13 protein-coding genes are annotated in these 12,522 nt (G+C 70.4%); 4 read left to right on the top strand and 9 right to left on the bottom strand.

The genetic code is table 11. The features are described 5' to 3' along the window. Positions 1-111: 111 nt before the first annotated feature. From BM066_RS19610 to BM066_RS19595, 4 genes are all read right to left on the bottom strand, one after another. Positions 112-885, bottom strand: coding sequence for a FadR/GntR family transcriptional regulator (locus BM066_RS19610; RefSeq protein WP_089930026.1), 774 nt, complete (start codon positions 883-885; stop codon positions 112-114). Positions 886-953: 68 nt separating this feature from the next. Then, positions 954-2,528: a DHA2 family efflux MFS transporter permease subunit gene (locus BM066_RS19605; protein WP_089930025.1), complete on the bottom strand. Its 1,575-nt coding sequence runs from the start codon at positions 2,526-2,528 to the stop codon at positions 954-956. Between the two features lie 30 nt (positions 2,529-2,558). Then, positions 2,559-3,689, bottom strand: coding sequence for an HlyD/EmrA/EmrK family protein (locus BM066_RS19600; protein WP_089930024.1), 1,131 nt, complete (start codon positions 3,687-3,689; stop codon positions 2,559-2,561). Positions 3,690-3,748: 59 nt separating this feature from the next. Then, complete coding sequence (locus BM066_RS19595; protein WP_177218506.1) at positions 3,749-5,218, bottom strand: efflux transporter outer membrane subunit; 1,470 nt, start codon at positions 5,216-5,218, stop codon at positions 3,749-3,751. A gap of 102 nt (positions 5,219-5,320) precedes the next feature. On the opposite strand from BM066_RS19595, the gene BM066_RS19590 reads away from it, so the two are divergent. From BM066_RS19590 to BM066_RS19580, 3 genes are all read left to right on the top strand, one after another. Then, positions 5,321-5,944 (top strand): TetR/AcrR family transcriptional regulator, encoded by a 624-nt coding sequence (locus BM066_RS19590; protein ID WP_255367657.1) that lies wholly within the window; start codon positions 5,321-5,323, stop codon positions 5,942-5,944. A 92-nt stretch (positions 5,945-6,036) separates the two neighbouring features. Further along, positions 6,037-6,666: a uracil phosphoribosyltransferase gene (upp, locus tag BM066_RS19585; RefSeq protein ID WP_089930022.1), complete on the top strand. Its 630-nt coding sequence runs from the start codon at positions 6,037-6,039 to the stop codon at positions 6,664-6,666. Between the two features lie 54 nt (positions 6,667-6,720). Continuing rightward, the gene (locus BM066_RS19580; RefSeq protein ID WP_089930021.1) at positions 6,721-7,101 is read left to right on the top strand and encodes a response regulator transcription factor; all 381 of its coding nucleotides are present in this window, start codon (positions 6,721-6,723) and stop codon (positions 7,099-7,101) included. Between the two features lie 13 nt (positions 7,102-7,114). Here the strand turns inward: BM066_RS19580 and BM066_RS19575 are convergent, their stop codons facing one another. Both BM066_RS19575 and BM066_RS19570 read right to left on the bottom strand, forming a co-directional pair. After that, a complete protein-coding gene (locus BM066_RS19575) occupies positions 7,115-7,474 on the bottom strand; it encodes a DUF2200 domain-containing protein (RefSeq protein ID WP_089930020.1) in 360 nt (119 codons plus the stop codon). Then, on the bottom strand, positions 7,471-8,115 hold the full coding sequence (locus BM066_RS19570) for a glutathione S-transferase family protein (RefSeq protein ID WP_089930019.1): 645 nt from the start codon (positions 8,113-8,115) through the stop codon (positions 7,471-7,473). Before BM066_RS19570 ends, BM066_RS19575 begins: the two co-directional genes overlap by 4 nt. A 204-nt stretch (positions 8,116-8,319) precedes the next feature. Between BM066_RS19570 and BM066_RS19565 the strand changes: the two genes are divergently transcribed. Continuing rightward, positions 8,320-9,174, top strand: a complete 855-nt coding sequence (locus BM066_RS19565; RefSeq protein ID WP_089930018.1) for an alpha/beta fold hydrolase — start codon at positions 8,320-8,322, stop codon at positions 9,172-9,174. Here the strand turns inward: BM066_RS19565 and BM066_RS19560 are convergent. The 3 genes from BM066_RS19560 to BM066_RS19550 form a co-directional block, all read right to left on the bottom strand. After that, the gene (locus BM066_RS19560) at positions 9,171-10,301 is read right to left on the bottom strand and encodes an HPP family protein (protein WP_089930017.1); all 1,131 of its coding nucleotides are present in this window, start codon (positions 10,299-10,301) and stop codon (positions 9,171-9,173) included. The two genes, BM066_RS19565 and BM066_RS19560, sit on opposite strands and share 4 nt — an antisense overlap. A 951-nt stretch (positions 10,302-11,252) precedes the next feature. Continuing rightward, positions 11,253-12,209: a KpsF/GutQ family sugar-phosphate isomerase gene (locus BM066_RS19555; RefSeq protein ID WP_089930045.1), complete on the bottom strand. Its 957-nt coding sequence runs from the start codon at positions 12,207-12,209 to the stop codon at positions 11,253-11,255. Positions 12,210-12,217: 8 nt separating this feature from the next. Next, positions 12,218-12,460 carry a hypothetical protein gene (locus BM066_RS19550; RefSeq protein ID WP_089930016.1) on the bottom strand — a complete coding sequence of 81 codons (243 nt, stop codon included), beginning with the start codon at positions 12,458-12,460 and terminating at the stop codon, positions 12,218-12,220. Positions 12,461-12,522: the final 62 nt, after the last annotated feature.

The following is a 12,522-nucleotide window of genomic DNA, read 5'->3' as shown; positions in this document are numbered from 1 at the left end:
TCCGGGAACCAGGGGACTAGGCTGACGCGGTGCGGTTCACCTGGATCCCGGACAAGCGCGACGCGCTTTCCGGGAGGACAATGATGGACGCGGTTTCGGTAGGGACGCGCGTTACTTCGCCGCGCTGGCCGCCCGCAGCGCGATTTCTTCGCGCTTGATGGCCAGGCGTTCGCGGGTCTGCTCCATGGCCTCCAGCTCGGCGGTCAGTAGCAGGTTCTCGATCAGCCCGCCCAGATGGGTCTGCATGGCGGCGCGGGCGGCCTTGGGGTCGCGGGTGCGCAGGGACTCGATGATGTCCTGGTGCTCGTCGTTCAGCGGCCGCTTGCGCACGTGCCGGGCTTTTTCCAGCATCTGCATGCACAGGCGCGACTTGTAGCGCAGGTCCCAGGTGTTCTCGACCACGCGGACGATGGCGCTGTTGCGGGTGGCCTGGGCGATGGTGATGTGGAACTGGCGGTCGGCCAGTTCGGACTGTTCCTTGGTCGACTTCTCGCTGTTCATCTCGGCGACCAGGGTCTCGAGATAGGCCAGCTCCTCGTCGGTGATCAGGGTGGCGGCCAGGGCGGCGGCCTCGCCCTCGAACAGGCGGCGGGCCTCGGCCTGGTCGAAGGCCCCGATGTCCAGGTCGCGCGGCGGTGGGGCGGCTTGGCCTCCGGCGCGGACATAGACGCCCGAGCCCTGGCGGGCTTCCAGCAGGCCGCGCATCTCCAGGGCGATGACGGCCCGGCGGATGGTCGGGCGGCTGACGCCGAACGCCTCGGCCAAGTCGCGCTCGGAAGCCAGGCGCTGGCCCGGCTGGTGGCGGCCGTCGGCGATGGCCTGGCCGATGTCCGCGGCCACCCGCTGGTAGAGGCGCAGGGGATTGGCGGCCGCCGTCGTCGTCATCTTCGTCTCAACCCTTTCGACGGCGCCATCCTAAGCGCCGTCGTGCCGGAAAGGTAGGGCTCCGCCGGCTAGTCCGCCGCCGGAGGCGCGCCGCCGCCGCTCATCGCCTTGTTGGTCAGCCAGATGCAGGGGATCAGCAGCACCGTCAGCCAGGCCGAGGCGCGGAAGAAGTCAACGGTGGCCAGCAAATAGGCCTGGTTGACGACCTGGCCGGTGGCCGCGCCGACCGCCTGGGCGTGGCTCAGACCCGCCGCCTGCATGCGCTCCACCGCCTGCAGCCAGGCTGGGTCGTTGGAGGCCATGGTCTCGGCCAGCCGGGTCTGGTGCAGGGCCTCGCTGCGGTCCCAGATCGTGGTGGTCAGGGAGGCGGCGAAGCTGCCGGCGGTGATCCGCGAGAAGTTCGACAGGCCCGAGGCCGACGGCAGTTGGTGAGGCGGCACGCCGTTCAGCGAAATGGTCACCATCGAGATGAAGAAGGTGCTCATCGCCACGCCCTGCACCAGCATCGGCCAGACCAGGGCCTTGAAGTCGACGTCCGGGGTGAAGCCCGAGCGCATGTAGAACGACAGCGCGAAGGCGGCCATCGACAGGGTGGCGGTCCAGCGGGCGTCGACCTTCTGCATCAGGCGGGCGGCGAACGGGGTCAGGATCACGGCGACCACGCCGCTCGGCGCCGCCACCAGCCCAGCCCAGGTGGCGATGTAGCCCATCCGGGTCTGCAGCCACAGCGGCTGCAGCAGGTTGCTGCCGAAGAACACCGCATAGCCCAGGCACAGGGCCACGGTGCCCAGGGCGAAGTTTCGCGACTTGAACAGCGACAGGTCGACGATCGGGTGCTTTTCGTTCAGCTCCCAGATCAGCCAGGCGATGAAGCCGACGATAGCCACCAGGGTTTCGACGACAATGGCCGGCGAATTGAACCAGTCGACGTCCTTGCCGGTGTCGAGCATCACCTGCAGGGCTCCCACCCAGACCAGCAGCAGCATGAAGCCGGTGGTGTCGATCGGGACCTTGCGCGTCGGGGTCTCGCGGTTGCTCATGCCGCGCCAACACAGGAAGGCGCAGATCAGGCCGACCGGCACGTTGATCAGGAAGATCCAGGGCCAGGCCAGGTTGTCGGAGATGTAGCCGCCCAGGATCGGCCCGCAGATCGGCGCCACCAGGGTGGTCATCGACCAAATGGCTAGGGCCGTGCCCCGCTTATTGGGCGGGAAGATCATGATCAGCAGGGCCTGCGAACCCGGGATCATCGGACCCGAGACCAGGCCCTGCAGGATGCGGAAGCCGATCAGCGACGGCAGGTTCCAGGAAATCCCGCACAGGAACGAGGCCAGGGTGAACAACAGCACCGAGACGATGAAGGTCTTGACCACGCCGTAGCGGCCCATCAGCCAGCCGGTCAGCGGCACCGAGACGCCGTTGGCCACGGCGAACGAGGTGATCACCCAGGTGCCCTGGCTGGTGCTGACGCCCAGATTGCCGGCGATGGTCGGGATCGAGACGTTGGCGATGGTGCTGTCGAGCACCTGCATGAAGGTGCCCAGCGCCAGGGCGATCGAGGTGACCGCCAGCATCGTGCCGGTCAGCGGCGCTGGCCCGGCTGGAGCGGCGCCATCGGCGGCGGGGGAGTCCTGGGCGGCCATGCGGCGCTCCTTGGGATCAGACGAAAACGCTTACTTGGAGATGTCGATGGCGGCCTTCATCGACAGGCCTACGCGTAGCGGATGGTCCTTCAGCTCGGCCGGATCCAGGGCGATGCGGACGGGCAGGCGCTGGACCACCTTGATCCAGTTGCCCGAGGCGTTCTGGGCCGGGATCAGCGAGAAGGCCGAGCCGGTGCCGCCCGACAGGCCCTTCACCCGGCCGTGGAACTTCACGCCGCCGCCGTAGAGGTCGGAGGTCAGGACCACCGGCTGGCCGATGCGGACCTTGTCCAGCTGCACTTCCTTGAAGTTGGCGTCGACGAAGGCGTCGGTGGTCGGGACGACGGCCATCAGCGGCGCGCCGACCTGCACCTGTTGGCCGACCTGGACGTTCTTCTTGGACACGACGCCGGCCAGGGGCGCGCGCAGCACCGTGCGGTCCAGGGCCAGCTGGGCGCTGGCCAGGCGGGCCTCGGCGGCGGCGATCTCCGGGTTCTTGCTGGCCGGCAGGCCCGAGATCAGGGCGGTGTTGACCTCGCGGCTGCCCTCGGCGGCGGCGCGGGTGGCCTTGGCCTGGGCGAGGGCCGCACGGGCCTCGACGAGGGCCGACTGGGCGTTGGTGAACTGGCTCTGGGCGGTGGTCAGCTCCTCGCCGGAGACCGCGCCGGAGTCCGCCAAGGCCTTGCGGCGCGAGAGCTCGACCCGGGCCTGTTCGAGGCTGGCCTGGGCGCCGGTCACGGCGGCGGCGGCGCGGGCGATGTCGGCGTCGCGGGCCGCCACCTGGCCGGCCAGGGCGTCGTCGCTGGCGAAATAGCCCTGCACCTTGCGCTGGGCCTGGCCGAGAGCGGCCTGGGCGGCGAGCACGGCGATCTTGGCGTCGGCGTCGTCGAGCACCACCAGCGGCTGGCCGGCGGTCACGGTCTGGGTCTCGGAGACCAGCACCTTGGCGACCGGTCCGCTGACCAACGGCGTCACCTGGGCGACCTCGGCCCCGACATAGGCGTTGTCGGTCTCGACGTGATGCGAGCCCACGAGGACCTGGTAGAGGCCCCAAGCGGCGACGCCGACCACGACCACGCCGGCCAGGCCGGTCAGCAGTTGGCGGCGACTGGCCTTGGGCTTGGCGGCGAATTGGGCGGGGGAGGCGGTGGTGTCGGCCATGGGAGAGGTCCTGAAGGCGCGAAAAGCGAAAGGGCGAAGAAAGGGGGAGCGGGCTGGGGTCAGGCGGGGGTGAAGCCGCCGCCCAGGGCGCGCACCAGGGCGACGTCCAGGGTCAGGGCGCGGCTTTCCAGGTCGGCGACGATCCGCCGCTGGGACAGCACCGCCTGTTCGGCGATCAGCACGTTCTGGTAGGTCGACAGGCCGCCCTGGTAGCGCAGCTTGGCGATGCGGAAGCCGTCCTCGCTGGCGGCCAGGGCGGCGCGGCTTTCGGTCAGCCGGGTGCTCAGGGCCCGCTCGCTGGCGGCCACGTCGGCGACGTCGCGCAGGGCCTGGGTGACGGCCGAGTCGTAGGCGGCCACGGCGCCGTCGCGATCGGCCTCGGCGGCGCGCAGATTGGCCTTCAGCCGCCCGCCCTCGAAGATCGGCAGGCTGACGGCGGGGCCGACGCTGCCGACGTCCGAGCCGCTGTCGAACAGCTTGTCCAGGTGCAGCGACTGCACGCCGATGGCGGCGGCCAGGTTGACGTTCGGATAGAAGGCGGCCTTGGCCTGGCCGATCCTCTTGCTGGCGGCCTCGGCCCGCCACTTGGCGGCGACCACGTCGGGGCGGCGGCCGATCAGGTCGGCGGCGAGGTTGGCGGGCAGGCCGAACGGCTTGAGGGCGGCGGCCGAGGGGCGGGCGATGGCCAGGCCGCGGTCGGGACCCGCGCCCAGCAGGGCGGCCAGGCCGTTGCGGGCCTGGGCGATCTGCTCGTCGATGGCGGCCAGCTCGGCGCGGGCGTTGGGCGGACCGGCCTCGGCCTGGCGCAGCTCGCCGCGGGTGTCGAGGCCGTTGGTCACCCGGTCGCTGACCAGGGTCAGGGTCTCCTGCCGCAGGGCCACCGACCGTTCGGCCACGTCGCGCTCGGCGTAGAGGCGGGCCAGATCCGCGTAGCCGGCGGCGACCGACGTGGCCAGCATCAGCCGGGCCTGGGCGGCGTCGGCCTGGGCGGCCTTGGCCTCGGAAGTCGCGGCGGCGACGGCGGCGCGATTCTTGCCCCAGAAGTCCAGTTCCCAGCTGAAGTCCAGGCTCAGCCGGCCGTAGTCGTTGTAGCCCTGGGGCACGAAGTCGGCGGGGATGCCGTTGTTGTAGCTCTGCTTGGATCGTTCGACGCCGCCGTTGGCGCCGACGCTGGGCAGTTGGGCGGCCTTGGCCTGGTTGGCCAGGGCCTGGGCGCGGCGCAGGCGGGCCTCGGCCTGGGCCAGGGTGGGCGAGCCGGCCAGGGCCTCGTCGACCAGGGCGTCCAGCTGGGCGTCGCCATAGGCCTTCCACCAGGCGTCGGCCGGCCAGGCGGCGATGTCGGAAGCGGCCAGGGTTTGGGCCGTGGCGTAGGCCTCGGGGGCCTTGGCGACCCGGGCCGGCGTCGCGGCCGGCATGGTCGCGCAGGCGCTGGTCAGCAGGGCGGCCAGCAGGATCGAAACCGTGGTCCCGATCGCGCGCGATCCCGGCGACTTGGAGGCGGGGGGCTTGTCCAGGGCGTTGGGCGTCATCGGCGACTGACCTTGAATTGACCGTACTGTACGGTCATATGGAGGCGCTGATATAACTGCGAGCTTGACGGGATCAAGGGGGGTCCCGAAGGAAAAGAAATGATGCAGGACGTGAAACCGCGTCTCGACCGAGACGCCCGCCGCGAAGCCATCCTCGACGTCGCCAGCGACGTGTTCCTGGAGGAGGGCTACGCCAACGCGTCCATGTCGACGATCGCCGCCCGGCTCGGCGGGTCCAAGGGCACGCTCTACAACTACTTCAAGAACAAGGAGCAGCTGTTCGCCGCCTATGTGGTGCGCCACTGCGCCTGGCAGCGCGACGCCATGTTCGAGATCGAGGGCGAACTGGGCGACATCCGCGAGGCGCTGATCAAGACGGGGCGGATCTACCTGTCCATCGTGCTGAGCGATTTCAGCATGGCCAATTTCCGGGTGATCGTGGCCGAGGCCCAGCGCACGCCCGAGATCGGCCAGGCGTTTTTCGAGGCGGGCCCCAGGAGCGGGGCGAAACTGCTGGGCGCGACCCTGCAGAAGGCGGTCGACAGCGGGCAGCTGGAGATCGACGACCCGGTCCACGCCGCGCAGCAGTTCATCGGTCTTTGCCAGAACCGCATGCTGAAGGCGCGGCTGTGCAACGCCATGGCCGAGCCGACGCCGGAGGAAATCGACCGCGAGGTGCTGCCGGCCGTCAAGGTGTTCCTCGCCGCCTACGGCGCGAAGGGCTGACGATTTCCGCTTGGCGCGAAGGGCTCGACGCGGCACTTGGTGCGGCGGGACGGGCGCGGGTGTGCGGCCTCCCGTGAGAGGAAGATCTGGCCATGCAAGGCGTCACCATCGTCGACCACCCTCTGGTCCGGCACAAGCTGACCCGGATGCGCGACCGGGAGACCTCGACCAAGACCTTCCGCGCCCTGATGCGCGAGACGGCGACCCTGCTGTGCTACGAGGTCACCCGCGCCCTGCCGACCCACACGGTCGAGATCCAGACCCCGGTGGCGCCGACCACGGCCGAGGAGATCGCCGGCAAGAAGCTGGTCTTCGCCCCCATCCTGCGGGCCGGCCTGGGCATGGCCGAGGGCATGCTGGACCTGGTGCCCTCGGCCCGGGTGGCGCACATCGGCCTGTTCCGCGACCCGGAGTCGCTGGAGGCTGTGGAGTACTACTACAAGACCCCCGAGGACATCGCCGACCGGCTGGTCATCGTGGTCGACCCGATGCTGGCCACCGGCCACACGGCGGTGGCGGCCCTGAACCTGCTCAAGCGCTCGGGCGTGACCGACCTGCGCTTCGTCTGCCTGGTGGCCTCGGTCCAGGGCGTGGAGACCCTGCGCGCCGCCCATCCCGACGTGCCGATTTGGACGGCGGCGGTGGACGCCGAGCTGAACGACCATGGCTATATCGTGCCGGGCCTGGGCGACGCCGGCGACCGGACGTTCGGCACGCGCTGACGAAAGTCGGGCGGCGGTCTTCCGCTGGCCAAGCTTGGACGTTAAGGCTTTTCCATGCCGTTCGCGCCGCCCCTGATCTTTGTCGCCGACGACGACGCCGCCACGCTGGAGCTGATCCAGATCGCGCTGGAGCGCGAGGGCTTCGCCGTGCGCGCCTTCGGGTCGGTGGAGGGGGTCCTAGCGGCCCTGGCGCGCGAGACGCCGGTCCTGGCGCTGCTGGACGTGCGCATGCCCGGGCAGAGCGGCCTGGACGGCCTCAGGGCGATCAAGGACTCCCCGAACGGCGCGGCGCTGCCCGTCCTGATGCTGACCGGCGACGGCCGCCTGGACCGCATCGTCCAGGCCATGCAGCTGGGCGCGGCCGGCTACGGGATGAAGCCGTTCGAGCCGCGGCAGCTGGCGGCCAAGGTGCGCGAGACGCTGGCCGGGATGTAGGGGCCGGCGACGCTCAGGCCTCCGCGCGGCGCAGGATCTTGTCCATCGCCTTGCCCTTGGCCAGTTCGTCGACGAGCTTGTCCAGGTAGCGGATCTCGCGCATCAACGGCTCGGCGATCTCTTCGACGCGCACGCCGCAGATCATGCCCTTGATGCCGGTCCGTGCGGGGTTGAGGCCAGGAGCCTGGGCGAAGAAGGTCTCGAAGTCCGTCTTCGCCGCGAGCTGGGCGTCGAACGCCTCCTGGCTGAAGCCCGTCAGCCAGAGGATGATCGCGTCGACCTCGGCCTTGGTGCGCCCCTTTCTCTCCGCCTTGGCGACGTAGAGCGGATAAACGCTGGCGAAGCTGGTGGTGTAGATTCGGTGCTTGGTCATCGAGCGGCGGCCTCTGCGGCCCAGGCCTTGGTGGCCTGGCAGGTGTCCATGGCGCGTCTGTAGGCGTCGCGTCCGGTGGTGCGGGCGACATAGGCCTTCTCGGCCTCGCCGAGGGTGAAGCAGCCGGTCCGCTGGGCGAACTCCAGGGCGTAGGTCACCGAAATGTCGGCCGCCGTGAACGCCTCGCCCGCGAGGTAGGGCGAGCGCGCCAACTGCCGGGTCACCAGGCCCAGCCGGCTCTCGAAGACTTCCAGCGCCTTGCCGGCGCCCCAGTTTCGCCGCTCGGCCTCGGGCGCGAAGTGGCGGCTGACGACGACGAAGTACATGGGCGTGGCCAGGCCGGCCTCGCCGAGGTGCAGGAACTGCTGGTAGGCGGGGAAGGCGGGATCGCGAGGGTCCGGCGCAAGCGGCGCCGGTCCATAGCGGGCCAGCAGGTATTCCATGATCGCGATCGACTCGACCATCGTCGCGTCGCCGTCCTGGATCGCCGGGATGAACCCGGCCGGGTTGACCGCCAGATAGTCCGGGTCGTTCTCGACGCCGGCCAGCATGTCCACCGGCCTCAGCCGGTAGGGAAGCCCCATCTCCTCCAGCAGCCAGACGACGCGGAATCCCCGCCCTTCGCCGAAAACCGTGATCATGGTCGAGATCCTCCCGCGCGGCGCGATTCCATCACCCGACGGCCGCGCGAGCGCAACCGGCTTGATGCGCCGAGGCAGCCTCGGCCGCGGCCGCCAAGGGCATGTCCGGCGACGGCCCTGGAACGAACCCGTCCAAATTTTCGCAGGCGGTTGTCGGATCGCGTCCCGCCCGGCCGTCCTGGCAAGGCGAACGGCGGAGGACCGATGATGAACCAGATCCAGCAGGGCCATGTCGAGGCGGGTGGCGTCCGCTACGGCTATGAGATCCACGGCCCCCAAGACCCGGGAACGGGCGCGCCGCTGCTCCTGCTGCATGGCGGGTTCGGCACGATCGAGATGTTCGGCCCCGTTCTGGGAAGGCTGACGACGGGGCGGCGGGTGATCGCCGTCGACCTCTACGGCCACGGTCGCACCGCGCTCACCAACCGGCCGATCGACGCCGTCGCCATGGGCGACGACATGGCCGCCGTGGTGCGCGCCCTCGGCTTCGAGCGGGTGGACGTCCTGGGCTTCTCATTCGGCGGCATGGTCGCCTTCCGCCTGGCGGTCCAGCATCCCGACGTGGTGAACCGGCTGGTCCTGGCCTCCGCGCCCTATGCCAATACCGGTTTCTACGCGGACATTCGCGAGCAGCAGAAGGCCGTCACCCGCGACAGCGCGGCCAGTTTCATGCAGACCCCGATGTACGCGGCCTACAAGGCCGTGGCGCCGCGGGTGGAGGACTTTCCCGAATTCGTCGCGCGCATGGGCGAGGCCATCCGCCGACCCTACGACTGGTCGGAGGACGCCAAGGCTCTGAAGCCGACCACGCTGCTGGTCTATGGCGACAGCGACATGTTCGAGCCCGAACACATCGTCCGCTTCTACCAGCTGCTCGGCGGGGGCCTGCGCGACGCGGGCTGGGACGGGGCCGGCATGGCCCGCCACCGGCTGGCGATCCTGCCGGGCGTCACCCACTACGAGATGTCCGATGCGCCAGGTCTCGTCGACACGGCGTTGGCCTTCCTCGACGGCGAGGGGAAGGGCGCAGACCCGGACCTGGGGCCGCGCGGTCCCTAGATCGCCGGGTCGATCGCGCTGGACGCCTCGGCCCGCTGCAGCGCCACCGCCTCGACGATATGGGCCCGGTAGAGCACGCCCAAGAGGTCGGTCTGGGTGATGATCCCCAGCAGGACGCGGTTCTCGTCGACCACCATGGCCTCGTGCGCCGTTCCGCTGGACAGGATCGGCAGCAGGGCCTCGATCGCCGTGCCCGGCCGCACCTTGTGCACGAACGGGTCCAGCACGGCCTCGACCGGGCCCTCCCGGCCGGTCTGCAGTTCGGCGCGGCGCACCATGCCGACCACCTTGCGGTCGGCGTCGACCACCGGGGCGCTGCGCAGGTCGTGGGCGCGCATGTAGGCCAGGGCGCTTTCGGCGGTCTGGTGCAGGTCCACGCTCAGCACGTCGCGGGACATGATGTCGCTGCACAGGATGTGGGCGTGGATCCGCCGGTGGGCCTGCAGCTCGACCTCGCGGAACAGGGCGTCCAGGTCTTGGCGATCGACGTCCAGCAGGTCGCCATAGTGGGCCAGGGCGTTGTCGATGTCGGCCTGGGTGAAGCCCACGCGCCGCAGGGGTGGGGCGTCCTTGGTGTCGTGGGCGTTGGCGGGCGGCGGGACGCGGTGCGGATAGGATCGCCCGACGCCGCGCGCATAGGCCATGGCGCACAGCACCAGCAGGACCGAGCACAGCCCCACCGGCACGAAGACGTAGCCGTACGCGGCGGGGCCGACCGGGCCGGCGACCAGGGCCGCGCCCAGGGCGACGGCCCCGCCGGGCGGGTGCAGGCAGCCCAGCAGGCCCATGGCGACGATCGCGCTGGCCACGGCGGCGGCGGCGGCCAGGGCCGGATGCGGATGGAAGGCCAGGGCGCAGGTGACACCGGCCAGGGCCGAGATCATGTTGCCGCCGATGACGGCGCGCGGCTGGGCCAGGGGGCTGGCCGGCACCGCGAAGGCCAGCACCGCCGAGGCGCCGATCGGCGGGATCAGCAGGGGAACCGCCGACGGCTGGCCGCTGGCGATCAGGTGGGCCAGCAGGCCGGTGGCGGGAATGCCGACCAGAGCCCCCAGGCCCGAGCGCAGGATGTCCTGGGGGCGGATCGGCTGGCGGCCGCGCAGGGCCTGGACGAGGGTGTGTCGCATGATCTCGGGGCCGTAGGGTTCGAGGGCTATTGCATATGGCCAAAAACGGCTGTCATCCCGGATCTTCGCGCTGCGCGCCACCCGCCGTTAGGCGGGCCGCTTGCGCGTCCCGAGGCCGGATGACGGTTGCCTTCTCAGCAAATCCATAGGCGATAGCCCTGCTTAAGCTTCGTACGACATATGGGCGCTTCCACAAGCGCCGAGGGGGACCGGCGGGCCTGTTTCCCCGCTGGACGGCGAGGATAGGAGTGGTTCGAGGTCAACGAAATCAAAGTCTTGCGCTCGACATCGAAGAGCGTTCGCGAATTCGGCGCATCGCGCTTCAAACCGCCCGCATACTGGTCCTCGCCCTGTCGCAGGGGAGGACGTCCGGCCGGCGACCTCGACGTGCGGCGGGGGCGGTCGAGCGGGAAGCGTCCGTCGGCCGGCGTCGCGGGCTCCATCGAGCCGGTCGGCGGGACGTGGGGGTCCTTGGATTGGGACTTCGGGCGGCCCGGACCGGACGGCGGGATCAAGTCTTCGGCGTCGAAGGTCGGGCGCGCCAGGCGCGGGCTGAAATCGCCCGCGCGGTCCGGACGGGGTTTCGTCGCCCCTCCGCCCGCCGGGGGCCTCCATCGGAGCGGGTTAAAAATCCGCGATCCGAAGGCTTTCGTCCGAAGGCCGCGCGGAGCGTTCGGATCCTGTCGAAACGGTACTCTCCAAAAACAATCATCCGGGCATGGCCCGGACGCTCCGCCGCCTCCCCAAGCCTGTCGGCTTCCACCGACGGAAGGGCGCCGGCGCGCGCCTCCAAGCCCCGCTCATCCCGGCGAACGCCGGGACCCAGATGGAATGGCTTCGAGGCCGACGCCGTCCACTCAGCGCCTTTCCAGTCAACCACACCACTCTAGGATCTGGGTCCCGGCATTCGCCGGGATGAGCGGATCAAGGGGGCGCAGATGTCCCCGGCGATCAGATCACCCCGGCCCGCAGCAGGTCGTGGACGTGCAGGATGCCGACCGGGCGGTCCTGGTCGACGACGAACAGCACGGTGATCCGCCGCTCGTTCATCAGCTTCAGCGCCTCGGCCGCCAGGGCCCCGGGCGTGATGGTCAGGGGGGCGCGGGTCATGACCTCGCCGGCCACATGGTCCATCAGCCCGTTCATGTGACGGCGCAGGTCGCCGTCGGTGATCAGGCCGCTGAGCGCGCCGTCCGGGGCGACCACCCCGACCGCGCCGAACCGCTTTTCGCTCATCACCAGCAGCGCCTCGGACATCGAGGCGTCCTCGCGGGTCAGGGGCAGCTCGCCCTCGCCATGCATCAGGTCGCCGACCGTGCGCAGCATGGCGCCCAGCTTGCCGCCCGGATGGAAGACGCGGAAGTCGGTGGCCGTGAAGCCGCGCCGCTCCAGCAGCGCCACGGCCAGGGCGTCGCCCAGGGCCATCTGCAGGGTGGTCGAGGTGGTCGGGGCGCTGACCTCCGACGTCGCCTCGGGCGCGTCGGGCAGCAGGAGCAGGACGTCGCCCGCCCGGCCCAGCTGGCTGTCGGCCACGGCGGTGACGGCGATGATCGGGATCGAGAACCGCTTGGCATAGGCCAGGGTGTCTGACAGCTCGCGGGCCTCGCCCGACTTCGACAGGGCCAGCACCACGTCGCCCTGGCCGATCATGCCCAGGTCGCCATGACTGGCCTCGGCGGCGTGCACGAACATGGCCGGCGAGCCGGTCGAGGCCAGGGTGGCGGCGATCTTGCGGGCCACGTGGCCGGACTTGCCGACCCCGGTGCAGACCACTCGGCCCCGGGCGTCGAACAGGGTTTCGACGGCGCGGACGAACGATTCGTCCAGCGACGCCGACAGCAGCGCCAGGGCCTGGGCCTCGGCGTTCAGGACCCGCTGGCCGACGGCTATGGCGTCGAAGGCGTTGATGGAGGCGCTCACGGGGCGATCGTCGCCGCTTCGCGGGCGTCGCCCACCTGCTGGCGAGCTTGCTGGTCGCGGTGGGCCGCGGCGTCCTTCTCGCGTTGGATCTTGGCCTGCATTTCCGGCGTCTGCTGGATCGGGACCGAGCCGAACGGATCCGGCGAGCGGGCGCCATAACCCTGCGGCCAGACGAGCGAGAACGCGACAAGGGCCAGGCCGATGAGCGCCAGGAAGGGCATGAGGATGCGATCGGGCATGGCCTGCCTATAGCATGCCGCCCGGAGGAGAGAAGGGCGAGAGAGGGGCGAGGAAAGGGCGG

This window comes from Caulobacter sp. UNC279MFTsu5.1 (genome assembly GCF_900114015.1).
In the GTDB taxonomy this organism is placed as follows: Bacteria; Pseudomonadota; Alphaproteobacteria; order Caulobacterales; family Caulobacteraceae; genus Caulobacter.
This window is presented reverse-complemented; position numbering and strand designations above follow the sequence as displayed.